Source organism: Sphingorhabdus sp. EL138, assembly GCF_900258045.1.
Classification (GTDB): Bacteria; Pseudomonadota; Alphaproteobacteria; order Sphingomonadales; family Sphingomonadaceae; genus Parasphingorhabdus.
In genome coordinates this window covers 194,291-219,073 of record NZ_OGVD01000001.1, presented here as the reverse complement: position 1 = coordinate 219,073, position 24,783 = coordinate 194,291, and the positions used below count along the sequence as shown (strand labels likewise).

The window sequence follows — 24,783 nt, the reverse complement described above, 5'->3', positions numbered from 1 at the left end:
CAACTTCAAGCCTTATCGGCTTCGGGTTCAATCGCCTCTATTTTGAGCGCCCCGTCCCCTTCGTCAATCTGCACCGTGCTGCTATCTGGTACATTACCGCGCAAGATCATATCTGCGAGCGGGTCCTGCAGATATTTCTGAATAGCGCGTTTCAATGGCCTAGCGCCGTAGACCGGGTCATAACCGACCCGGCCAAGCCAGCGCTTGGCGGCGTCGGAAAGGTCCAGCGTGATCTTGCGATCCTTGAGCAGTTTCTGCACCCGGGCGACCTGTATTTCGACAATCGGTGCCATATGTTCTTCGGCGAGGCGATGGAACAGAATGATCTCGTCAAGCCGATTGAGAAATTCCGGCCGAAAATGTGCACGGACGACTTCCATGACTTGCGGCTCAACATCCTTGACTTTTTCGTCATCTTTCAGGTTTGCCATATACTGGCTGCCGAGATTTGAAGTGAGAATGATCAGCGTGTTAGAGAAGTCCACGGCCCGGCCCTGACCATCGGTCAAACGGCCGTCATCAAGAACTTGCAACAGAACGTTGAACACGTCCCCATGCGCTTTCTCAACCTCGTCAAACAAAATAACCTGATAAGGCCGGCGTCTTACTGCCTCGGTTAGCACACCGCCTTCTTCATAGCCGACATAGCCCGGAGGCGCGCCGATCAGGCGAGCGACGCTGTGCTTCTCCATAAATTCAGACATGTCGATGCGAACCATCGCCTGATCATCATCGAACAGGAATCCGGCTAGTGCCTTCGTAAGCTCTGTCTTGCCGACACCGGTGGGGCCGAGGAAGAGGAAGCTTCCGAGTGGGCGATTGGGGTCTTGCAAACCGGCACGGGAACGGCGGACAGCGGCAGATACAGCGTCTATCGCATCTTTCTGACCAATGACCCGCTTACCGATCAACTCTTCCATGGCGAGTAGTTTTTCGCGCTCACCTTCGAGCATCTTGTCAACGGGGATACCGGTCCAGCGGGACACGACTGATGCGATGTCTTCACTTACCACTTCCTCACGCAGCATAGCGCCTTCAGTGGCGTCTGCCGCCTGTTCCAGTTTTTTCTCCAGATCGGGGATCTTGCCGTAACTCAGCTCGCCAGCCTTGGCGAGATCACCGGCCCGTTCCGCCTGTTCGAGCTCTAGACGGGCCGCATCCAGCTCTTCCTTCAAATGCGCTTCGGCGTGGATTTTGTCCTTCTCGCCCTGCCAGCGGGTCGTAAGCTCCGTGGATTTCTGTTCGAGTTCCGCCAGTTCCTTTTCCAGGGCTTCCAGACGGCTTTTGGACGCGTCATCGCTTTCCTTGGACAGCGCTTCACGCTCAATTTTCATCTGGATAATCCGCCGGTCGAGCGTTTCGATTTCTTCCGGCTTGGACTCGACCTCCATACGGATGCGCGATGCCGCTTCGTCCATCAGATCGATGGCTTTGTCCGGCAGGAAACGGTCGGAAATATAACGGTGCGACAGGGTTGCGGCGCTCACCAGTGCCCCATCGGTAATCCGCACGCCATGGTGCAGCTCATATTTTTCCTTTAGTCCGCGCAGGATCGAGATGGTATCTTCCACCGTTGGTTCGCCAATAACAACGGGTTGGAAGCGCCGTTGCAGGGCAGGGTCTTTTTCGACATGTTTCTGATATTCATCCAGCGTAGTCGCACCAATACAATGCAGTTCGCCGCGCGCCAGAGCGGGCTTGAGCAGATTGGATGCGTCCATTGCGCCTTCGGAAGCACCTGCGCCAATCAGCGTATGCATCTCGTCAATGAACAATATGATTTCACCATCAGCCCCTCGCACTTCGTCGAGGACACCTTTAAGCCGTTCTTCAAATTCGCCTCGGTATTTCGCGCCTGCAATCAGCGAACCCATATCGAGTGCCATCAATCGCCGATCCTTTAGGCTGTCTGGGACATCGCCATTGGCAATGCGCAGTGCTAATCCCTCGGCGATAGCGGTTTTACCCACACCCGGTTCGCCGATCAGTACAGGATTATTCTTGGTTCGACGCGCCAAAATCTGAATGGTACGACGGATTTCCTCATCCCGGCCGATGACTGGATCCATCTTGCCTTCGCGGGCTGCTTCGGTCAGGTCGCGTGCAAATTTCTTCATTGCTTCGTAACGATCTTCGGCTGAAGCCGTGTCCGCTGTGCGCCCGCCGCGCAGCTCGTTGATCGCGCTGTTCAGTGCATCTGGTGTCACACCTGCATTGGTGAGGGCTTTTCCCGCTGCGGTGTCTTTGGACAGGGTCAGAGCCAGCAATAGCCGCTCGACAGTGACAAAGCTGTCACCCGCTTTCTCGGCAACCTGCTCGGCCTGATCCAGTACTCGCACCGCATCATTGTTCAGGCCCGGTGTCTGCTGTGCGCCGCTGCCGGATACCGCCGGGATTTTCGCCAGCACATCATCTATGTCGAGATGTGCCTGCTTGGCATTGCCGCCTGTTTTTGCAATCAGACCAGCCGCCATGCCCTGATCATCTTCAAGCAGCGCCTTCAACAGATGTGCTGCAGTGATCTGCTGGTGGTTCATGCGGATCGCTACCGTCTGGGCGGATTGCAAAAAGCCTTTGGCGCGGTCGGTAAATTTCTCGAGATTCATTGTCCCGTTCCCTCGTTTCTGGTTCTCTCCAGATATGGAGTGATGTTTTTATCACACAAGGGAGCGGGACAAATAATTGTTACAAAAGCTTATTTGGCGGTCCAGTCGCGTGCCAGTTGATCGAGCAAGCGGACGCCAAAGCCGGATGCCCCTTTTGGCGTCAGCGGCTTTGCGGAATTGTTCCAGTCGACACCGGCAATATCCAGATGAGCCCAAGGCATTGATTCATCGATAAAATAACCGATAAAATGAGCCCCGGCACTCGCGCCTGGCGCGTCTGTGACACCCGAATTTTTTACATCGGCAATATCCGAACGGATGGCCTTGGCATAAGCGGGATGCAGAGGCAGCCGCCATAGGTGTTCGCCGCTATCCTCAGCAGCTTTCAACAGGCGATCAGCAATCTCATCCTCCCGCGCAAATAGCCCGGCATATTGATCGCCCACCGCGCGTCCAACTGATCCGGTCAAGGTTGCGATATCAACCAGCGCAAATGGCTTGTAGCGATCTGCTACATATTGCACGGCATCGGCGAGCACCAACCGGCCCTCCGCATCCGTGCTGAGGATTTCGATGGTCTTTCCGCCATAGGTTCGCACCACATCACCGGGGCGCTGGGCATTGGCACCGGGCATATTTTCGGCCAGCGCTGCTACTGCTACAATGTTAACTGGTGCACGGCTCTTGGCCAGCGACAATGCCGTACCCATCACGGCGGCGGCTCCCGACATGTCGGCCTTCATCGCCCACATGCCCTTGTTTGGCTTGATCGAGATGCCGCCCGTGTCAAAGGTAATCCCTTTGCCAGCCAAAGCCAGTGGCGCGCCGGTTCCGCCTGTATAGCTAACCACCATCATCCGTGAACCGCGCGGGCTGCCCTGACCCACGCCGACAATTGCTCCCATATTCATCTTGCGCATCGCCGCTTCGTCCAGAACTTCGATGCGGATATTGGGGACGCCCTTGAACGCCGCGTTCACCCGATCAACAAAGCTTTGCGGATAAAGCGTATTGGCCGGTTCGCTCTGCAGGTCACGGACCATTCTAACACTGTCCGCAAGATGTTTGTAACGATTGTTCCACAGAGCTTGAGCTGCCGACGCTGATGGGCCGGCTATTGTAACGCTCTGCGCGGCGGGTGCTGTTTCGACATCTGTCTGATAACGATCAAAACGATATTGACCGAGGTCCAAGCCAAGTGCAGCTTCAGCCATTGCGGCGGCGTCTGGAGACCCGACAATCGCCAGCTCCGAACCTTCCTTCATCAGTTTTTGCACTGCGCTACCAGCGGCTGACTTCCAGTCCAGTCCTGCATCTTCCGGCCCCGCTTTATCCGGTTGGGCTGCTCCAGCGAGCATGATAAGCGGACGATTGCCAATGCCGCGCAGTTTTAAGTTGGTGCCGGTTTTTCCCTTGAACTCGGCGGAGGCTATAGCTGCTTCTACGGCGCTGCGTTCAGCGGGGGAAAGGGCCGGAATATCCGGCAACTCGGCGCTTTGCATTAGAATGATTAAGCCGGCATCGGCAGGGGCCTGATCAGCAAAGGCAATTGGACGTTCGGCGCTGTTGGAAACGGTACTAGCCGGAACACCGGATCCAACTACAGATTGTGCCGATGTCGGGGCGGCAAATGCGAGAGTGGACAGAGCTGAGAACATGGCAAGGCGAGAGATTTTTGATTTCGGCATGAGTTATCCTTTGTGGCTTTGACGATGGGGAGGCTACCCGGTTGACCAATGTCACAACATTGCGCAAGAACGATGCAAAGGGCAAGGTCGATTGCCATAGAAAAAGGAAATGAAATGAAGGTGATCAGGCGAATTGGAATAGGATTGTTGATCCTGATTTTACTGGTTGCCATCGCGCTGGCGGTTTGGGAACCGATGAGCGTCTCACCTGCATCTCCACCGCCCAAAAAAGATTATGAAGCGCGTATCGTTCGCGATAATTTCGGCGTGCCGCATATTTTCGGCAAGACCGATGCCGATGTCGCTTATGGCGTTGCATATGCTCATGCCGAGGATGATTTCATAACGCTGCAAGAGGTTACCGCGATGACCCGCGGGCGCCTCGCAACACTTAACGGTGCGGATGGTGCGCCGATTGATTTTGTCGCGGCGCTACTTGATGTCGATGGTACGGTGAAGCGCAAATATGACGATCTGCCAGAGGATGTACGCGCAGTGCTGGACGGCTATGCTTCGGGCCTGAATGCTTATGCTGAAGAGCATCCGGATGAGGTCAGCTTGTCCAAGCTATTCCCGGTCAATGGCCGTGATATTGCCGCTGGTTTCGCATTACGCTCCCCGTTTTTCTTTGGACTCAATGGCCCTATACAAGCACTAACCGAGGGTAAAGCTCTGCGCCGGGAGGGTGGTCCAAGTCTGGCTGTGCCGATTGAAAATCGCACCGTTCACCCCCTGAGCGAGGACAAGATAATTACGCCGGTCGGTCCGGATCCTGATGAAAATGGATCCAATGCTTATGCGATTGCACCGGAGCGTTCGACCGATGAGAAAACCCGGTTGATTTCTAACTCGCATCAGCCTTTGCGCGGTAACGTCGCATGGTATGAACTGGTTGTGCATAGCGATGAAGGTTGGGACTTTGCGGGGGCCAATTTCCCGGGATCACCGTTCCCGTTTCTGGGGCATAACAAGAATCTGGGCTGGACCAATACGGTCAACCGGCCCGATCTCATTGATATCTACAAGCTTACGCTCAATGAAAAGGGCAATGCCTATAAATTTGATGGCGAATGGTTGCCGCTGGAGAAAAAGCGAGTCTGGTTGAAAATCAAATATGGCCCGTTCGTAATTCCGTATCCGCAGATGATCTACCGGTCGGTCCATGGTCCGGCAATCATCAACGGTAACGGCGCCTATGCGCTGCGCTATGCGGGCATGGATCAACTCGACATGCTGACCCAATATTATCGCATCAACAAGGCGCAGGATTTTGATGAGTGGCAAGCGGCAATGGCTGGACAGGGCGTGCCGGCGACCAATTTCATCTATGCCGATGCCAAGGGTAACATCGGAATGTTCTACAACGCCATGTTCCCCGATCGCGCGCCCGGCTTTGATTGGCGCACCGTTTTACCCGGCGATAATCCCAATGCGGTCTGGCAGAATAGTTTGCCGTTCACGCGGGTTCCGGCGTTGATCAATCCAGGTTCCGGCTATGTCATGAACGCGAACAATACACCCTATGTCGCGGCCGGACCAGGCGATGAACTGAACCCGGAAACCTTTTCTCCGCTGATGGGGATCGAGGATGACCAGACGAACCGGTCGCGCCGCTCGATTGAGTTGTTGGAAGCCAATGGCAAGATCGGCGAAGAGGAAATCCGCCGGATCAAGTACGATACCGCCTATGTTCGGGCTGGCTACGCCAAGGATTGGCTCGACAAGATTGCCGCACTGGACCTGAAAGACGATCCCGAACTTGCCAAGGCCCAAGCCTTGCTCGCCAAATGGGACTGGGACCTTGATGGCAAGGGACCTGCCGACGCTCTGGCGCTAAAAGCACTGCGTCCGGCAAACAAGGCGCATTATCAACGCGGTGAAGTCCCTGATCCCCGGGAAATCTTGCAGGAGACGGTCGACCATCTGAACCAATATTTCGATCGCATCGACCCGCCCATGCTCGAGGTCCTGCGCCTGCGGCAAGGCGACGTCGACCTTCCCATTGATGGTGGCAATGACACCATCCGTGCGTCTACTTTGTGGGACATTGATGACGACGGCCGTCTGTCGGTGCGCCATGGCGACAGTTTCATCATGTTTGTTGAATGGGACAAGGCAGGGGCTGTCACGTCCCGTTCGATCCAGCCGTTTGGGGCCGCGACAACCCGTCCCGATAGTCCGCACTATACAGACCAGATGCAGCTATTTGTGGACAAGAAGCTGAAGCCTGTATGGTTTGATCCGGCGGAGTTGGAGAAGAACAAAGCCAGCGAGAAGGTAATCGGGTCAGCAAGATAATGGCACGACAAACAGCCGTCTAAGCCAGAAAGAGCTCTGCCGCTGCGTCAATAATCGCGCTCTCGTTTATCCGGTAGGCGTTGTAAAGGTCCGGCAGATCTCCCGTTTGACCAAACCGATCCGTACCGAGCGGGCTGACCTTCATCCCATTTACGGCGCCTAGCCAGGACAAAGTCGACGGAGAGCCGTCGAGAACCGTTATCAGGCCTGCATCAGGGGATAATTGATCCAGCAAGCGTTTGGCATGGCACGGACTATCATCCCTGCCCTCCCATCGAGAAGCACGCTGTTCTGACCATCCGCGGTGCAGCAAGTCCGGCGACGTTACGTTCATCAATCCCAGCCCGGGAATATCTGTGACCAGACTGTCATAAGCTTGCAGGACCTCTGGCGCGATAGCTCCTGTAAAGGCTATGGCTGCTTCGGCCCCTTTTGCGGGTTTGCGTAACCAATAGGCGCCTTTGAGCGCATCGGCTTCCCAATCATCATTGTCCCGTTCAATCTGTGCAATTGATCGCGTGCTGAGACGTAAGTAGGTGGAGCTACCGTCTTTCTGTTGCATATGATCAAAGGCCCAGCGCATCATCAACGCCACTTCATCGGCCCAAGCCGGTTCAAAATAGACCAGGCCGGGCTGTCCCATCCCGATCAATGGCGTGTTGATCGATTGATGGGCACCGCCTTCCGGCCCTAGCGTGAGGCCGGACGGAGTGCCTACGAGAAGAAAGCGTGCATCCTGATAACAGCCATAGTTAAGTGCATCGAGGCCGCGGGCAATGAAGGGATCATAGACCGTTCCCACCGGTAGTAGCCGGGTTCCGAAATGAGGTGCCGTCAGTCCCATCGATGTAAGCATGAGGAAGAAATTATTCTCCGCTATGCCCAATTCGATATGCTGACCTGCGCCATGCGCTGACCATTTTTGTGCAGACGGAATTTGGGCCTGTTGGAAAACGTCAGCCACTTCCTGCCGCCGAAACAGGCCGCGCTGGTTCACAAAGGCACCCAGATTGGTTGTCTGGGTAACGTCGGGAGCCGTGGTGACGATCCGGTTACCAATTTCTTCCCCCGATTTGGCTAGATTCAAAAGAATTTTGCCGAACGCAGCCTGGGTTGACTGTTCATCACCAGCGGGCACCGCAAAACGCTCCGGGATGGCGACTGTCGGGGCCGTCGCCTCCGGTCTGTGCCGCGCCAATGCACTGTCCTCGACGAAGGCCTTCAACTGTGCCGCCGCATTGTCGCCCATGCCGCCATAAGCTTCCCATTCCGAACCTTTTTTGATCCCGAGGCTTTTGCGATAACCATCCATTTGCGTCGGGTTCATCATGCCGGAATGATTGTCCTTGTGGCCAGCCAAAGGCAGACCAAATCCCTTGACGGTATAGGCAATGAACAAGGTTGGTCGGTCGTCATCGCAGGCATCAAAGGCGTCTGACAGCGTTTCGACACAATGGCCGCCGAGATTGGTCATCAGATCGGCGAGGGTATCATCATCGAAACCGGCGAGCAGCTTTTTCACATTGGGCTTGTTGCCGATATCTTTGACTAGCCGTTTGCGCCATGCCTTGCCGCCTTGATATGTAAGCGCGGCAAAATCGGCATTGGGGCAATTCTCGATCCATTGTTCCAGTGTCTTGCCACCGGGTTTGTTGAACGCCGCCTGCTGCCGCTTGCCGTATTTTAAGGTTACCACACGCCAGCCGCAGGTTTCGAAAATATCGTCAAAACGGCGGAACATCCGGTCTGCTGTCGTGCTGTCCAGTGATTGCCGGTTATAATCCACCACCCACCAGCAGTTTCTAATGTCATGTTTATAAGCTTCGATCAGGCATTCATAGATATTGCCTTCGTCCAGCTCGGCATCACCCATCAAGGCGATCATCCGGCCGGCATCGCTTTCTTCCAGTTGCCCATGGGCGATCAGATAGTCCTGCATCAAACTGGAAAAGGCGGTTACCGCGACGCCGAGGCCGACCGATCCCGTCGAAAAGTCAACCGGAATGCTGTCTTTGGTTCGCGATGGGTAACTTTGAACACCGCCGAGACCGCGAAAGCGTTCCAGCTTTTCCTGTGTCTGATTGCCGAGCAAATAGTGAATGGCATGGAGGACGGGGCCGGCATGCGGTTTCACCGCAACTTTGTCTTGCGGCCTCAGCGCATGAAAATAGAGCGCGGCCATGATCGCTGTCATGGAGGAGCAACTCGCTTGATGGCCACCGACTTTAAGCCCGTCACGCTTTTCGCGGATATGATTGGCATTGTGGACGGTCCACGAAGACAGCCATCGCAACCGTGACTCCAACAGCTCCAGCGTCTGCATTTCATTTGATGTGTTGTTGTTTGTTTTGGTGGTCATGATCATGGCGTCCCAGATGAAGCTACAGTCATTCCATAGACATCATGATCAATGTGCACCAGCTTCCGAATCAAGCCAAAACCGGTAAATCTTTGAAATTGGTCGGGACGAGAGGATTCGAACCTCCGACCCCCACACCCCCAGTGTGATGCGCTACCAGGCTGCGCTACGTCCCGACCGTCAGTGCGGCGTTGCCGACCGAGCCAGCGCGTATATGGTGGTCCTGCATCCTTGGCAAGTTTTTTGGGCATAGGATTTGACCCTTTATGTTTGGCACACTTGATCTCCCGGATTGCTGCTCCCATCTACGGTTGGTATTTTATCAGCTGTCCAATTTGATTGTTTTGGCATAGCTAAAGATTGCTTTCACTGGGGGTGCATGATAGGCGCGCGCAGCATTGATGTCCGGCATTTTGTGCAAACAATAATGGCGGTCAACCAGCCTGGGAATAGGGCTGTTACATTGGGGATAATGATATGACTTCACTACTAATCACGGCACAGGCAGCTTCCGGCGGAGCGGGTGGATTTCTTGTTTCAATTATGCCGTTAGTCCTGATTTTTGCCGTTTTCTATTTTCTGCTGATCCGTCCACAGCAAAAGAAGATGAAAGAGCATCAGAGTAAAATCTCCGCTGTTCAGAAAAATGATGAAGTCATTACCGGTGGCGGTCTGGTTGGCAAGGCGATGAAAGTCGATGACGAATATGTTGAGGTTGAGATCGCCAAAGGTATTCGCGTTAAAGCGGTTAAGGCTACGTTATCTGACGTGGTGCCACGTGGTAGCGGCAAACCAGCCAACGATTGAACCTGTTTAGGGAACGGATAATTTTACGATGTTAGATTTCCCGCGCTGGAAAGTCATTTCCATATCTTTGCTGCTGGCTTTTGGCGTTTTGATGTCACTTCCCAGCCTGTTTTTTGGCGAAAGTCATAAATATTGGCCAACTTTCCTGCCGGATGAAACCATCAATCTCGGTCTCGATTTATCCGGTGGCAGCCATATTCTCTTGGAGGCGGAACCTGCCGACGTGGCGGAAACCCGCTTGCAGACAATGGAAGAGTCCGTTCGGGCCGAAATGCGCCGCGCTAATCCCCGCATCAATATCGGTGATATTTCAAGAAGGGATGGCGTGCTCTCTTTCATGGTACGCGATTCCACACAAGTCGACGCCGCACGCGATGTCTTGGAGCCGCTGACTACTGGTGCTGGCCTGACGGGTCAGCGAGACTGGGATATTGAAGTACGTGATGATACACGCTTCGTTGTCTCTCCAACATCTGCCGGGCTTGAAAATGCCGTCGATAACGCAATGGATACTGCAACTGACGTGATCCGGCGGCGTATCGATGAAATGGGTACACGCGAGCCCACTATCATCCGGCAAGGCGATACACGGATCGTTGTTCAGGTGCCTGGTCTCGAGGATCCGGAGGCTTTGAAGGAGCTACTTGGCAAAACTGCCAAATTGGAATTTAAACTGGTTGATTTCGAAGCTGATCCCAACGCCATCGCCGAAGGGCGTGCGCCGGTCGGTAGCCAGGTTTTCCCTTATCCGGACAATCCCTCGGGTCTGCCAAATATTGCGGTAAAGCGTCTTGGCGGTATTTCCGGCGACAAGTTGACCGATGCCGGACAGGGATTTGATCCGGATACGAATGCACCGGTTGTGAACATTACATTCGACACCGAAGGCGGAGCAAAATTCGCCCGGCTGACCCAAAATAATGTCGGTCGCCCCTTTGCCATTATATTGGATGGCGTGGTTCTTTCTGCGCCAAATATCAATGAACCGATTTTGGGTGGCTCAGCCCAGATCTCCGGCAATTTTACTGTTGAAGAAGCGAACCAGCTTTCTATCGCTCTGCGCTCGGGCGCCCTGCCAGTTGAGCTGCAGGTCGTGGAAGAACGGACGGTTGGCCCCGATCTTGGTGCCGATTCCATCCGCAAGGGCATGATTGCCGCTATTATTGGTACAGCGGCGGTGCTGGCATTCATGGTCGTTACTTATGGTCGCTTTGGTTTTTATGCTAATTTTGCACTGGCGCTGAACCTCTTCCTGATCCTCGGAGTCATGGCGATTTTCAATGCAACTCTAACATTGCCGGGAATTGCCGGTTTCATTCTGACCGTCGGCTCGGCCGTCGATGCGAATGTGCTGATCAATGAACGAATACGCGAAGAAAGACGGCGCGGCAGACGCGTGGTGCAAGCGGTCGAGGTTGGTTACAAAGAAGCCTCTAGAGCGATTTTTGACGCCAACATCACTAACGTCATCGCTGGCTTGTTGCTGTTTATTTTCGGTTCCGGTCCGGTTCGCGGTTTTGCCGTGGTTCTGATTATCGGAATTGTTACATCGGTCTTTACCGCTGTTGTCGTGACACGGATGCTGGTCGCACTGTGGTTGCGTCGTACCCGTCCACAAGAGCTGGTTATATAGGAGGGAATGGTCATGAAACTTCTCAAACTCGTTCCCGATAATACCAATATCGCATTCCTTAAATGGCGGAATATTGCCGTTGCCATAAGCATCTTGATGATTATCGGCTCAATGGCATTGGTCGCTCAAAGAGGCTTGAATTTTGGCGTTGATTTCGTCGGCGGGCAGATGATCCGTACAACCTTTACGCAGACTGCCGATGCACCAATTACGGAGCTAAGGGAGAAGGTTGGCGCGCTTGGTTACGGTGACCCGACAATCCAGCGCTTTGGCGAGCCCAATGAGGTTTCGATCCGCATGAAGCTGCCGACAGGGGCCGATCAGGATCCGGAACTAGCCAATACAATGGCTGATGAAATCACTGGCATGTTGAAAGCTGATTATCCTGACGTTCGTATTGATGGGGTGGACTCTGTTTCTGGCAAGGTATCGGAGGAGTTGCTATCCAAAGGTGTCTGGTCTCTGGTTGGTGCGATGCTGGCGATTACGTTGTACATCTGGATCCGGTTTGAATGGCAATTTGGTGCAGGTGCGCTGTTTGCCCTGTTTCACGATGTCGCCCTGACTTTCGGCTTTTTCGCGCTCACACAGCTCGAGTTCAACCTCAATATCGTGGCGGCGTTGCTCACCATTATTGGCTATTCGTTAAACGATACGATTGTGGTTTATGACCGGATCAGGGAGAATCTGAAGAAATATCGCAAGATGGATATTATTGCGTTGCTGGATCTATCGGTCAACGAAACATTAGCGCGCACGGTGATGACCAGTTTGACGATGTTGGTCGCCCTAATCGCCTTGATTGTCTGGGGACCGGATGTGATTTTCGGTTTTGCAACGGCAATGTTCCTGGGCGTGTTCATTGGTACTTATTCTTCGGTTTATATGGCTGCGCCCATATTGATTTGGCTGAAAGTCGGACCTGATAGTTTCGTGCCACCGGAAGCTGCCGGTGGGCAGGCTGAAAAAATCGGTGGGCCTGAAGAAGTCGGTTGATTGTTGAAGGCTGATGGTTGAGCTCAGGCGAGATGTTGAATTTGCCGGGCCGGTTGTCACCGGTTTTACTCCCAATGGCTTTAAAATTGGAGACCGGCGGTTTGACAATGGCTTGTTGCTTTCGCCGGAACAGGCGCTGCCCTGGGCCGCGCCCGCACGCGATGAGCTGAATCTGAAGGAGATTATGGCTGCTCTGAACCTATCGCCAAATCCCGAGTTTCTGCTTTTTGGTAGCGGTACAAAGATGGAGCAGCCACCAGCGGCTTTTCGCCGGGCTGCAGATACCGCGAAACTGGGTATTGAAGTCATGGATAGCCGAGCGGCGGCGCGGGCCTGGGGCGTGTTGCGGGCAGAAGAGCGCTGGATTATCGGCGCGTTCATGCCGCTCGGTTAACGGCCGACAATCTCCAGGAACAGCTTTACCAACGCATCGCCGTTATTTTCCCAGCTGAATTGACTGACGCTAGCGCGTACATCACTCGGTGCCGGTGGCTGAGTCAAAATGGCTTTGATAGCGTCGGCAATTGCCGAGCTATTTTGTTTCACAATCCGCCCCGCAGTATCTGATCGCACCAGTTCCCGCGCTCCACCAGCCTCGCTGATGATGATCGGTGTGCCGCAGGATAGAGCTTCTACCCAAGCATTGGCCAGCCCTTCGGACTTTGACGGCAGAATAGAAATGTCGGCCGCTGCGATCAATCCCGGTAACTCATCGTGCGGAACATTGCCCAGGAAGCGAACGCGGTCTTGCACACCTAACTTGTCTATTAGTGCCCGATAAGCCTTTTCTTCCTCGCCTTTGCCTGCAAGCATCAAAGTGGCATTGGGGAAAGACTGCATTGCCTCAATCACCAGCGCTTGGTTCTTCCTCTGAATGAGCGCGCCAACGCAGATGAACAATGGCCCAGGAATATCCAGTTCCTTCTTCATCGCAGCGCGGTCAACTGGTACGAATTTCTTAGAATCAAGACCGGTATAGTGGACCGATATCTTGTCACCCTCCATGCCAAGCTCGACCATATCCTGTTTCAGTGCTTTGGACACTGCTAGCAAGCCGGAAGCGTTGTCAGCTGCTTGCAATATCTGTGACAGGCATCTGGCATTACTTCCCCAATGGTGGATATCCGCCCCGCGCGCCTTCACGGTAAAAGGAATGTGAAGCTCGTTAGACAGGCGCATTGCCGCAGGGCCATCCGGATAGAAAAACTCCGTATCAATCAGGTCAAACGGTTTTGCATGATGCAGCTTCCTGACCAGCGGCATGATGGCTTTTGCAATCCGCTCCGGATTTTTGGAGCCACCAATTTTTGGGATCAGGCGGAAACGAGGGCGATGGACATTAAGCCCGTGCCAGTGTTCGTGCTCTGGCAGATCCGCAAGCGCGCGATAGGGCGGAAGACTTCGTAGTGGCAGTGGCGGGATCCCGATGGGGTTGATGATCGTGACATCGGCTTCGGCTCTGCTCGCCAACTCTGCTGTTTGCCGTTCGACAAATATCCCGAAATTGGGCGAGGCCGCATTGGGGAACAATGTCGATAGCGTTAATATGTTGAGCGGGCGGGGCATCGGATTGCCTTAGCGGAGAGCCCTTAAAGCGCTCTTACCAGCCTAACGGCGACACCAATCCATTCCGGATCTTTGACGACTTGTTGCCTTGCACCGCTGCCCAGCGGTAAAATCTGGATCATATCGCCTTCTCGGCCGATCAGGCGGCCGAAAAGAAAGCGTCCAGCAGGACGCGGCACCAATATATCGCGGTTCAGGGCGGCGCCATATTGATCCGGGACCCGGCGTGACAGCCAGACATCATCACCGGAGCGATAGTCACCTATGCTGCTTTTGACACGCAGAGCGACCATATCTGCCTCTATCGTCGGCTGTAAAATAGTTTCGGTCTTCCTAAGGGCATGAGCGCCCTTGTGATCCAGTATCGCCGCTACCGGCAATTCATCCTGATCGGGAAGCGCGAGCAATTCCGCACTGTCAACGCCAAGCGCATCCGCGATCCGGTTAAGCCACGCTAGCGACAGTGTTCGCATTCCGGTTTCGAGCCGGCCGATGGTTTGCGCAGTTGTAGGCGGCTCGCAGCGTTTTGCGATATCATCGAGCGTCAAACCCTTGGCTTTGCGAACATCTCTTATGCGGCTAATCATGGTTGACTCCAGTTGGCAAAATAAAACCTATATGGTTTCTTCTTTCCTACATATTCTCCAAAATGGCAAGGGATATCCAAATCATTTGAGAAGGAGCGTATCTTGCCATCAATCAGAACAGATAAATTGAAAGACCCTCGTATATTGGCGGAACGGCCTTTGCCCCAAGATGGCAGGGATTGCGCCAACGCTGGTGCCCGAAAACGTCCGGCACGCAGCGTGACGGTTAACCTGTCGGAATCACCTTTGGCTTGGCTTCATGCAAGGGGACATCTAACGGATCGCCAGTTTGATGGCGGTGAGAAACTGCGGGCAGACTGGGAGCGGGCCAATTTGCCGCCCAATACCACCATGAGTTGGAACATGGTGCCGCCTACCGGAGGGCGACGCGCTGCGGCGGAAATGCTGAATGCGACCGAAGCGCAAATTGCGGCCAGGCAGCGATTTGATAATGCCATCGCGCATCTCGGTACCGATTTATCCGATATTGCCTGGCGGATAATCTGCGCCGGGGAAGGGGTTCCTGCGGCGGAAAAAAATCTCGGTTGGCCCGCACGGTCAGGAAAGCTGGTCCTAAAAATTGCGTTGGACCGGCTGGCCAATTTTTACCGTTTGCCGGAATAGAAATTGGTCGGCCTGATAATATGATGGAACGCTTGAATCCGGTTGATTGCACGCGATGATAAGATAAGGTTGCAGGCAGACCAAACTGTCAGGAAACACCGCCTTATGAAAACCCGCGCTGCCGTTGCCTTTGAAGCCAAGAAACCGCTGGAAATTGTCGAGCTGGATCTGGAAGGTCCAAAGGCAGGTGAAGTGCTGGTCGAGATCATGGCGACCGGCATCTGTCATACGGACGCCTACACGCTAGATGGGCTCGATAGCGAGGGAAAATTCCCCAGTGTATTGGGCCATGAAGGGGCTGGCATAGTCCGCGAAGTGGGTGCCGGTGTGACATCGGTTGCACCAGATGATCATGTGATCCCGCTTTACACTCCGGAATGCCGGCAATGTAAATCCTGTCTCTCCGGCAAGACCAACCTGTGTACAGCAATCCGGTCGACACAGGGACAGGGCCTCATGCCTGATGGGACTAGCCGGATGTCCTATAAGGGCGAGGCGATTTATCATTATATGGGATGTTCCACTTTTTCCAATTTCATCGTGCTGCCTGAAATTGCCGTGGCCAAAATTCGTACCGATGCACCATTTGACAAGAGCTGTTATATCGGTTGCGGTGTAACCACCGGCGTTGGCGCAGTCACCAACACAGCGAAGGTGGAACCCGGCGCGAATGTGATCGTTTTCGGTCTCGGCGGCATTGGCCTGAACGTTATTCAGGGTGCCCGGATGGTCGGGGCGGACAAGATTATTGGCGTCGATTTAAACGCCGACAAGGAAGAATGGGGTCGCAAATTTGGCATGACCCATTTCGTTAATCCCAAAGATGTCAGCGGGAACATAGTCGAACATCTTGTCGCTTTGACCGATGGCGGCGCCGATTATACTTTTGATTGCACTGGTAACACCGATGTGATGCGCCAAGCGCTTGAGGCCTGTCACCGCGGCTGGGGCGAGAGCATCATCATTGGCGTAGCCGAAGCAGGCAAGGAGATCACCACCCGGCCATTTCAGTTGGTTACCGGCCGCGTCTGGAAGGGTACGGCCTTTGGCGGTGCCCGCGGGCGGACGGATGTTCCGAAAATCGTGGACTGGTATGTGAACGGCAAGATCGAGATTGATCCGATGATCACACACACGTTGACGCTCGAAGAAATCAACCAGGGCTTTGACCTGATGCATGCAGGTGAAAGTATCCGAAGCGTCGTAGTTTTTTAAGAAATTCAATAAAGGAGAGAGTTATGTTCAGTCACGTCATGGTGGGTTCTAATGACATTGAAAGATCAAAGTCATTTTACAACGCGGTGCTTGCCACGCTGGGTGCTGGTGAACCGATGGTGGACGTCAAAGAAGATGGGACGACCCGACTTTTCTATATCCACAACGGTAATATTTTCAGCGTCAGCCAGCCGATTGACGGTCAGTCTGCTACTGTCGCCAACGGCGCTACAATCGGTTTCGCCTGCTCTTCACCGGAACAGGTAAAAGAATTCCATGATGTTGCGGTTGATAATGGTGCGACGTCAATTGAAGATCCTCCGGGACCAAGGGATTCGACGATGGGTCAGATGCATCTATCCTATGTGCGCGACCCCGACGGCCATAAATTATGCGCTATGTATCGACCCGGATGAGTGCACTAAAAACAATATCTGAAAACAGAGCATTTGGCGGAGTGCAGGGGGTTTATTCCCATGCCTCCGCCGAAACCAAAACAGATATGACTTTCGCTGTTTTTGTGCCCGAGTATGAGGATGGCGCGGCGCTGCCTGTGCTCTGGTATTTATCCGGTCTGACCTGCACCCATGCTAATGTGATGGATAAGGGCGAATATCGAAGGTTAGCGAAGGAATTGGGACTGATCATTGTCTGCCCCGATACGTCACCACGCAGTGATGCTCTGCCGGACGATGAAGCCTATGATATGGGACAAGGCGCAGGTTTCTACGTTGATGCGACGGAGCAGCCTTGGTCAACCAACTTCCGGATGCGCAGCTATATTGAGCAGGAATTGCCCGCTTTGATCGCTGAAGCATTTCCGACGGACATGAAGCGGCAGGGCATATTTGGTCATAGCATGGGCGGCCATGGAGCTCTCACCATTGCGCTGCGCAATCCTGATCGTTTCAAAAGTGTCTCGGCCTTTGCACCGATTGTTTCCCCGCTAAATTGTCCATGGGGACACAAAGCGCTGGGTGGATATCTCGGTGCCGATCAGAACGTTTGGCGAGACTATGATGCTTGTGCGCTAATTGAAGACGGCGCGCGGGTTGCGGATATTCTTGTCGATCAAGGCACGGCAGATCAGTTTCTCGAAGAGCAGCTTAAACCAAATTTGTTAGTGGCGGCATGTGAACGGGCGGCTATCCCTCTGACGCTGAATATGCGCGAAGGATATGATCATAGTTATTTCACGATCTCGACATTCATGGATGATCATTTGCGCTGGCATGCGGAGCGGCTCTGATGTGGAATGATACGCCAGAAATAGCGCAAATGCGCGAAGCCGTGCGCGCCTTGTGCAGCGATTTCCCTGGCCGTTATTGGCGGGAGAAAGATCGGGAGTGCGCCTATCCCGGAGAATTTGTCGATGCTCTCACAAAGGCTGGCTTTCTTGCTGCGCTGATCCCTGAGGAATATGGCGGAAGCGGGCTTGGTTTGTCGGCCGCCGCGGCAATCCTGGAAGAAATTCACAGCAGCGGCTGCAACGCTAGCGCGTGCCATGCTCAAATGTATATTATGGGCACGATCTTACGCGATGGTAACGAAGCGCAAAAGCAGCAATATCTCCCCAAAATCGCGACTGGTGAACTACGCCTACAAGCCTTCGGCGTGACCGAGCCGGGCAGCGGAACCAATACCTTAGGTCTCAAAACCTCCGCAGTTCGCGATGGTGACCACTATGTAATCAACGGTCAAAAGGTATGGACCAGCCGCGCGGAATATAGCGATCTAATGGTCCTGCTCGCCCGCACGACACCGCAAGATCAGGTGCAGAAACGGACGGATGGTCTGTCGGTATTCATCGTCGATATGCGTGAGGCGGTTGGCAACGGCCTCACCATTAAACCCATCCGTACGATGATCAATCACAGCACGACTGAGGTTTATTTTGACGATCTACGCGTGCCTGCGGCCAATATCATCGGCGAGGAAGGCAAGGGGCTGCGCTATATTCTCAACGGCATGAATGCAGAACGGGTTCTGATCGCGGCTGAATGTATCGGTGATGCGCGCTGGTTTACCAAAAAGGCGTCACATTATGCCAGTGAGCGAGAGGTGTTTGATCGCCCCATAGGTCAAAACCAGGGCGTCCAGTTCCCCATCGCCCGCAGCTATGCGCAAACTGAAGCGGCGGATCTTATGGTGCGCAAGGCAGCGGCGATGTTCGAAGCCGGAGAATCAATGGCCGCAGAAGCGAATATGGCGAAAATGCTGGCATCTGAAGCCTCATGGGCGGCTGGCGAGGCTTGTATGCAAACCCATGGCGGCTTCGCTTTCGCCGAGGATTATGACATCGAACGCAAATGGCGTGAGACCCGGCTCTACCAAATTGCACCGATCTCCACGAACCTGATCCTGTCTTACCTTGCGGAACATGTCTTGGACTTGCCGCGCTCCTATTAGTAATTATCCTTGGTATTATTGTTTTTATGGGGACTGGCCAGATTGGCGGTTTTCCTGTAATTCCTTCTAATCTCGACATTCCTCGGGAAGCTCAAAAGATATGGAGGCCTTGATGAAAACGCTTAGGGTAAAGATTGTAGCTCCGGCTATCGCAACGATGATGTTGCTCAGTGCATGTGGAGAAAGTGGCGGATCCGAAGCTGCGTCAGAAGCCTCGGGTGAAGCGGCCACCGTGCAATTACCCAACGGCATGACGATCAAGGAACAGATTGAAGCACGGCAGGGTCAGCTCGAAAAAGTGGGCGATGCTTTCAAGGCGATTAGTGATCAACTGAAAGCCAGTAGCCCCGATATTGCCATCATCCAGGAAGCCGCCGCTGCGGTTCCAGAGGCAACACAAGGTATGGCGGACTGGTGGCCGGAAGGCAGTGGCCCTGAGTCCGGTGTCGAAACAGATGCGCTTCCTGTTATCTGGGAAAATATGACAGACTTCCAAGAGAAGGTCGGAAACATGCAGGAAGCAGCCGCCAATCTGAACACCGCTGCGCAGGGCGGCGATATGGCAGCCATTGGTGAGGCGTTCAAAGCAACTGGCGGCACCTGCAAGGCCTGTCATGACGACTATCGTCTGGACGACTAGCTTGCGATGACCGCTGATACGGCGCAGACACTCGTTTGGGACTGGACGATCCGCCTGTTTCACTGGCTGATCGTCCTCCTCATCCCGCTGATGTGGTGGACCGCCGAAGAAGGGATGATGGACTGGCACCGACGGCTGGGCCTGACCATGTTTGCTCTTGTGCTGTTTCGTCTGATCTGGGGCTTTGTGGGTACATGGACGGCTCGCTTTGTGCCGATGATCAAACGACTGGGGTCGCTCTCAGCCTATGTCCGTGACCTGTTTGTGCGTCGTAACAACCCTTCCTTTGGACATAGTCCGGTTGGTTCGTTAGCGGTTTTTGCGCTGTTGACGGCTTTGTCCATTCAAGTCGGAACCGGTCTCTTTTCTGTCGATGTCGATGGCCTGGAGTCCGGGCCATTGGCGATTCTGGTCAGTTTTAAAACTGGCCGGGAAATCGCTGACTTTCATGAGCTGAACTTCGATATTTTGGTGGCGCTGATCGCCTTGCATATTATCGCTGTCGCCATCTACCGGCTGGTCCTGAAAAATGATCTGGTTCGCCCGATGGTCACGGGCCGTCGCGATGATGTCGAGCCGGTATCAGTCGTGAAAATACGCCCCGTCGCTTTTATCATCAGCATGGCGGTAGTGGCGGGCAGTGTATATGCGGTTATGAACGCCGGTTAGCGGCCTTAATAACCAAGCGCCTGGCCATCCTTCCGCATTTCGGTCGCGCCATGATAGACGCCCGTTTCCGGATCGCGAACTATCGCCTGATAGCCGCCGAACATCACACCATTGTCAACCCGCTTGACTTTGTGTCCCATCGCCTTGAGCTGCTCGACTGCCGCATCTGAAATGCCCGGTTCCACATTCAGCGTGCCGAGCAGGTCCGCGCCCGTACCGGCCAGATCATTGGTCGGTTGCCGTCCGCCATCATGGTTGAGGCGTGCAGCATCGCCCGCTTCCTGCAGATTCATGCCATAATCGACCATGTTGATCATCACTTGCACATGACCCTGTGGTTGCATACCGCCGCCCATCAGGCCGAAGGACATATAAGGTTTGCCGTCTTTTTTCATGAAGGCCGGGATGATCGTCTGGAACGGGCGCTTACCCGGCGCGTAGACATTGGGATGGCCGGGATCGAGCGAGTAAAGCTCTCCGCGATCCTGAAACATGAAACCCAGACCATCTGCAACCAGACCACTGCCCATGCCGCGATAATTGGACTGGATCAGCGACACCATCATGCCGTCCTTGTCGGCAACCGTCAGATAGGTCGTATCCCCTTCGCCTTCCAGCTTGGGCTCGCCCGGACCAAATTCCGGTGACGCCTTGGCCGGATCGATCAACGCGAACCGCTCCTTGCCGTAAGCATCACTGAGCAGCCAATCGAGCGGGGCCGGCGACATGTCCGGATCCGCATAGAAACGCGCGACATCCTCAAAGGCCAGTCGCTTGGCTTCGGTGATATAGTGCAGCACCTCAGCGCTGCCGCGCGGATATTGCGCGAGGTCGATATTCTTAAGGATATTGGCCATTTGCAGCGCTGCAAAGCCTTGGCTGTTCGGTGGAAGTTCACACAATTCATAGCCCTTGCGATAGGTCACGCAGCCCGGCTCGACCCATTTGCTACTATGCGCTGCAAAATCCTCATAGCGCAAATTGCCACCGATGCGTTTGAAATAGCTATCCATTGTCCGGGCGATTTCGCCTTTGTAAAACACATCGCGGCCACCTTCGGCAATTTTCGTCAATGTGCTGGCCAGATCCGGATTCTTGAAAATCTTGCCTTCCTTGGGCGGGCCATCCGCAAAATAGGTCGCGCGGGCATTGTCAAACTCCCCGATCATGTCGAGGCGTTCTTCAAAGCGTTTCAGATTGCGGCTGAAATAATAGCCGATAACCGGTGAAACGGGGTGACCGTCATTGGCATAGTCAATCGTCGGCGCGAGTATATCGGCCATACTCAGCTTGCCAAACCGTTGATGCATTTCAAACCAGCCGTCGATTGTGCCGGGTACCGTCACCGGTAAGGGGCCAAAAGGTGGGATGCTCTTTCGTCCATCAAGCTGCGCGATAAATTCATCATAGGATGTGCCCATCGGGCTCTTGCCCGAAGCGTTGAGACCATAGAGCTTTTGCGTTTTGGGATCCCAGATGATGGCAAAAAGATCGCCGCCAATACCGTTGCCGGTGGGTTCCATCAGTCCAAGTGCCGCATTGGCAGCAATGGCGGCATCGACGGCGGTGCCGCCTTTCTTGAGGATATCAATCGCTACCTGGCTAGCCAAGGGATGGGCGGTCGCGGCCATGCCATTGGCCGCATAAACGGGACTGCGGGCCCACGCTTCGCCAACCGGCCGTCCACCGCCGCCAATTTCCAATACCGGTTTTGCGGCAGTTTCTTTTCCTTCTTGCGCAGAGGCAGGAGCGATGTAGAGCATCGAAACGAGCAAGGCTGGGAAGATGATTTTATTCATAAGAAAGTCCCTTGGGCTGGCGCTCTGCATCCCTTGCAGGGCGGCGGATGAGACAGCACTCTACCCACTCTGCGTGATGCATCAACAGGTTTCGGTCGTTCCGTGGCAAGTTATGATCAAGGCGGCGCAACAATCACAAAGCTTGACTTCGGCACGATAGTCCCTATGTTGCATTGCAGCAAAGGCAGATATCTGTCTGGCGAGAGTTCTGCGTGAGAGATAGAGAGCTATCTCGAACCTATCGCCTTCATTGCTTCTCATTTTCCGGCAGCCTGATCACGCGGGTCGTCTTAACCGACGGCGAACGCGCGCACGAGTTTTGCTCGTGCTGCGCCCACTGGCTGCTTATTTTAAGGTATTATTTTTGACATTATTTTCTGATTTCGCTCTGGCGAAACCTATTCAAACGCGTGTGGCCGAAGGTGGCTATACCAAACCGTCCCCCATTCAGCAGCAGGCCATTCCGCCAGCGCTGGAAGGCAAGGATATCCTTGGCATCGCGCAAACTGGCACCGGCAAGACCGCTGCTTTCTCGCTGCCGTCTATCCATCACCTGTTGAACAACAAGCGCAAGCCTGGCCGCAACGAATGCCGGATGCTGGTGCTCGCCCCAACACGGGAACTGGCGCGCCAGATTGCCGACAGCATGACCGGCTATTCCAAGGGTCTTGGAATGTATGTGACATCTGCTTTTGGCGGTGTTCCGATCAACCGGCAAAAGCGCATTTTGCAGCGCGGCGTCGATGTACTCGTCGCAACTCCGGGCCGTTTGCTTGACCTAGTTGATCAGCGCAGTCTTGACCTCAGCAAGGTCGAAATATTGGTGCTCGATGAGGCGGACCAGATGCTCGATCTTGGCTTTATCGTGCCGCTGAAAAAGATTGTGCCGATGCTGCCAAAAAAGCGGCAGAGCCTGTTCTTCTCGGCCACGATGCCCAAAACAATTTCCGAGCTGGCCGACCGGTTCCTGACCAATCCGGTTCAGGTATCGGTGGCACCGCAATCGACGACCGCCGAGCGGGTTGATCAGCGAGTTACCTATATCAACCAGGAAGACAAGCAGCGTCTGTTGAAGGATTTTGTGAACCAGGAAAACCCGGATCATATGCTGGTCTTCACCCAGACCAAACATGGCGCGGACAAGGTTGTGAAAAATCTGAACGCGGTCGGCATCCATAGCGCTGCGATCCACGGCAACAAAAGCCAGCCGCAGCGCGAACGTGCTCTGGGTGATTTCCGCAAGGGCAAGATCAATATTCTGGTCGCTACCGACATTGCCGCGCGCGGTATTGATGTCGATGGCGTCAGCCATGTGATCAACTTTGATATGCCCAACGTGCCGGAGCAATATGTCCACCGTATCGGCCGGACTGCACGGGCAGGCGCTTCAGGTATTTCTTACTCAATGGTTGCTCCAGACGAACGCCAGTTTCTGCGTGACGTAGTGAAGCTAACTGGCGTGAAACCGGAAGTGGTTGCGCTGCCCGAAGGCTATGACGAACCGCCTCGCGAAGAAGTGGCGCCCCGTATCTATGGTCAAAAGCCAAAGAAATACGGTGCGAAACCAACCCGTGGCGGTCCGCCGAAGAATAAGCATAGTTCGCGCAAGGGTCGTCCCGGTGGAAAACCGGGTGGCAATAAAGGCGGTCCCAAGCATTGGAATAATGGCGCGAAATCATTCAAGCGCCGGCAGGCACGCAAAGCCGACGCTTAGTCGCTACGCAATGCCTTGGTATCTGACAGATGGGCAATTTCCTCATCTGTCAGGCCCAGCCAGTTTTTGAGCGCGGCGACATTATGTTCGCCGCGTTTGGCTGTTTTGGCGCTGCTGTCGATGCCGCTTTTCGATTTTGAAAAACGATAGGGCGATTGGACAGTCTTGCGGGCATTGCCGGCATCGTCCGTGACATCAACAATGGTTCCGAGATGCTCGATGCTGGGTTGATCATAGACATCCGGGCCAAAGGGATGCACTTCGCCCCAGGCGAGGTTCAACCGGTCGAGCGTCGCGGTCAGCGCATCGAAACTGTCATGGGAGCGGATATGCTGTTCCATGGCCTCTCGGCGTAACTTGACCTTGGTCGGAATGTCCGCGCCCTTAGGTGTCGGATCCGCAAGGCCGTCTTTGGTCGAGAACATCAGCCACAGCCATTTCATGTCGCCGACTATCAATATCTGGCGATCCCCGGGTGCTTCCCAGACCAACGTCTCTGGCGGTTTCGGCCAGATATCATCAAGCGCGAAATGCGCATAATCATCAGCTGAATGGAGGACATTGAGCATCGCCAGGTCGATATGTTGGCCTTCGCCAGTTTGGTCGAGCGTGCGCAGAGCGGACAGGATCGCGATAATCCCGTGTAGCGAGCTATAACTGTCCGCCATGGCGAACTGGATATCGGTGGGATGCCCCCCACTCATCTGGGCCTGCCGTGCAATCAAACCGGTCTCGGCATGAAGGACAGGCGCATAGGCCGCCTTTTCTCGCTCCGGCCCGTTCTGGCCATAGCCGGAGATGGACAACATGATGAGCCGCGGATTGACCTTGGACAGATCGTCCCAGCCAACGCCAAACCTGTGCATGATGCCCGGGCGGAAATTCTCCACGACGATATCGGCCTCTGCTGCCAGTTTCCTCACCAGTTCCGGCGCGCCTTCCGCTTTGAGGTCGAGGCAGATATTTTGTTTGCCGATATTGAGCTGCAGATAATTGCCGCTGACCCCGCTTTCGCGCTTGGCGAGCTTCCGGGTGACATCGCCTTCCGGCGGTTCCACCTTCAATACTTCTGCGCCGAGATCGGATAGCATCCGGGTGGCATAAGGACCCGCGACGACACGCGAGAAATCCAGGACCTTGAGCCCTGCTAAAGGGAAATCTGCCATATCCGCC

General features: G+C 54.4%; 20 protein-coding genes and 1 tRNA gene. 13 read left to right on the top strand and 8 right to left on the bottom strand.

Annotation, left to right across the window (positions count from 1 at the left end):
* Positions 1-5: 5 nt before the first annotated feature.
* Positions 6-2,606 (bottom strand): ATP-dependent chaperone ClpB, encoded by a 2,601-nt coding sequence (gene clpB, locus DK507_RS01015; RefSeq protein ID WP_109354175.1) that lies wholly within the window; start codon positions 2,604-2,606, stop codon positions 6-8.
* Between the two features lie 89 nt (positions 2,607-2,695).
* On the bottom strand, positions 2,696-4,294 hold the full coding sequence (locus DK507_RS01010; RefSeq protein WP_109354174.1) for a leucyl aminopeptidase: 1,599 nt from the start codon (positions 4,292-4,294) through the stop codon (positions 2,696-2,698).
* 114 nt (positions 4,295-4,408) lie between these two features.
* Here DK507_RS01010 and DK507_RS01005 point away from each other — a divergent pair, with 114 nt between their 5' ends.
* Positions 4,409-6,592, top strand: coding sequence for an acylase (locus DK507_RS01005; protein ID WP_174209005.1), 2,184 nt, complete (start codon positions 4,409-4,411; stop codon positions 6,590-6,592).
* Between the two features lie 19 nt (positions 6,593-6,611).
* Here the strand turns inward: DK507_RS01005 and DK507_RS01000 are convergent, their stop codons facing one another.
* On the bottom strand, positions 6,612-8,951 hold the full coding sequence (locus DK507_RS01000) for a transketolase (RefSeq protein ID WP_109354807.1): 2,340 nt from the start codon (positions 8,949-8,951) through the stop codon (positions 6,612-6,614).
* A gap of 99 nt (positions 8,952-9,050) precedes the next feature.
* A tRNA-Pro gene (locus tag DK507_RS00995) sits at positions 9,051-9,127 on the bottom strand.
* Positions 9,128-9,428: 301 nt separating this feature from the next.
* On the opposite strand from DK507_RS00995, the gene yajC reads away from it, so the two are divergent.
* Genes yajC through DK507_RS00975 form a run of 4 tightly spaced genes read left to right on the top strand, consistent with a single transcriptional unit; the run spans position 9,429 to position 12,781 of the window.
* Positions 9,429-9,758 carry a preprotein translocase subunit YajC gene (gene yajC, locus DK507_RS00990; RefSeq protein WP_109354173.1) on the top strand — a complete coding sequence of 110 codons (330 nt, stop codon included), beginning with the start codon at positions 9,429-9,431 and terminating at the stop codon, positions 9,756-9,758.
* Between the two features lie 28 nt (positions 9,759-9,786).
* Positions 9,787-11,391, top strand: a complete 1,605-nt coding sequence (secD, locus tag DK507_RS00985) for a protein translocase subunit SecD (protein WP_109354172.1) — start codon at positions 9,787-9,789, stop codon at positions 11,389-11,391.
* A 12-nt stretch (positions 11,392-11,403) separates the two neighbouring features.
* Positions 11,404-12,387 carry a protein translocase subunit SecF gene (gene secF, locus DK507_RS00980; RefSeq protein ID WP_109354171.1) on the top strand — a complete coding sequence of 328 codons (984 nt, stop codon included), beginning with the start codon at positions 11,404-11,406 and terminating at the stop codon, positions 12,385-12,387.
* Positions 12,388-12,400: 13 nt separating this feature from the next.
* Positions 12,401-12,781: an MTH938/NDUFAF3 family protein gene (locus tag DK507_RS00975; protein ID WP_109354170.1), complete on the top strand. Its 381-nt coding sequence runs from the start codon at positions 12,401-12,403 to the stop codon at positions 12,779-12,781.
* On the opposite strand, the gene DK507_RS00970 is transcribed toward DK507_RS00975, so the two are convergent.
* Complete coding sequence (locus DK507_RS00970) at positions 12,778-13,953, bottom strand: glycosyltransferase (RefSeq protein WP_109354168.1); 1,176 nt, start codon at positions 13,951-13,953, stop codon at positions 12,778-12,780. The two genes, DK507_RS00975 and DK507_RS00970, sit on opposite strands and share 4 nt — an antisense overlap.
* A gap of 23 nt (positions 13,954-13,976) precedes the next feature.
* Complete coding sequence (locus DK507_RS00965) at positions 13,977-14,540, bottom strand: helix-turn-helix domain-containing protein (RefSeq protein ID WP_109354166.1); 564 nt, start codon at positions 14,538-14,540, stop codon at positions 13,977-13,979.
* A 159-nt stretch (positions 14,541-14,699) separates the two neighbouring features.
* Between DK507_RS00965 and DK507_RS00960 the strand changes: the two genes are divergently transcribed.
* The 7 genes from DK507_RS00960 to DK507_RS00930 all read left to right on the top strand — a co-directional run bounded on the left by DK507_RS00960 (position 14,700) and on the right by DK507_RS00930 (position 20,097).
* Positions 14,700-15,164 carry a DUF6456 domain-containing protein gene (locus tag DK507_RS00960; RefSeq protein ID WP_254054238.1) on the top strand — a complete coding sequence of 155 codons (465 nt, stop codon included), beginning with the start codon at positions 14,700-14,702 and terminating at the stop codon, positions 15,162-15,164.
* A 105-nt stretch (positions 15,165-15,269) separates the two neighbouring features.
* Complete coding sequence (locus tag DK507_RS00955; protein ID WP_109354165.1) at positions 15,270-16,379, top strand: S-(hydroxymethyl)glutathione dehydrogenase/class III alcohol dehydrogenase; 1,110 nt, start codon at positions 15,270-15,272, stop codon at positions 16,377-16,379.
* A 23-nt stretch (positions 16,380-16,402) separates the two neighbouring features.
* Positions 16,403-16,795, top strand: coding sequence for a VOC family protein (locus DK507_RS00950; protein ID WP_109354164.1), 393 nt, complete (start codon positions 16,403-16,405; stop codon positions 16,793-16,795).
* Positions 16,792-17,628 (top strand): S-formylglutathione hydrolase, encoded by an 837-nt coding sequence (fghA, locus tag DK507_RS00945; RefSeq protein WP_109354805.1) that lies wholly within the window; start codon positions 16,792-16,794, stop codon positions 17,626-17,628. The genes DK507_RS00950 and fghA overlap by 4 nt, the downstream gene beginning before the upstream one ends.
* Positions 17,628-18,788 carry an acyl-CoA dehydrogenase family protein gene (locus tag DK507_RS00940; RefSeq protein WP_109354163.1) on the top strand — a complete coding sequence of 387 codons (1,161 nt, stop codon included), beginning with the start codon at positions 17,628-17,630 and terminating at the stop codon, positions 18,786-18,788. The genes fghA and DK507_RS00940 overlap by 1 nt, the downstream gene beginning before the upstream one ends.
* A 112-nt stretch (positions 18,789-18,900) precedes the next feature.
* Positions 18,901-19,428: a cytochrome c gene (locus DK507_RS00935; protein WP_216822310.1), complete on the top strand. Its 528-nt coding sequence runs from the start codon at positions 18,901-18,903 to the stop codon at positions 19,426-19,428.
* Between the two features lie 6 nt (positions 19,429-19,434).
* Positions 19,435-20,097: a cytochrome b/b6 domain-containing protein gene (locus DK507_RS00930; protein WP_109354162.1), complete on the top strand. Its 663-nt coding sequence runs from the start codon at positions 19,435-19,437 to the stop codon at positions 20,095-20,097.
* 5 nt (positions 20,098-20,102) lie between these two features.
* On the opposite strand, the gene ggt is transcribed toward DK507_RS00930, so the two are convergent.
* A complete protein-coding gene (ggt, locus tag DK507_RS00925) occupies positions 20,103-21,896 on the bottom strand; it encodes a gamma-glutamyltransferase (protein WP_109354157.1) in 1,794 nt (597 codons plus the stop codon).
* 364 nt (positions 21,897-22,260) lie between these two features.
* On the opposite strand from ggt, the gene DK507_RS00920 reads away from it, so the two are divergent.
* Entirely contained in the window at positions 22,261-23,610 is a 1,350-nt protein-coding gene (locus DK507_RS00920; RefSeq protein ID WP_109354800.1) for a DEAD/DEAH box helicase, read from the top strand.
* On the opposite strand, the gene DK507_RS00915 is transcribed toward DK507_RS00920, so the two are convergent.
* Positions 23,607-24,776, bottom strand: coding sequence for a CaiB/BaiF CoA-transferase family protein (locus DK507_RS00915; protein WP_109354156.1), 1,170 nt, complete (start codon positions 24,774-24,776; stop codon positions 23,607-23,609). The genes DK507_RS00920 and DK507_RS00915 overlap by 4 nt on opposite strands.
* Positions 24,777-24,783: the final 7 nt, after the last annotated feature.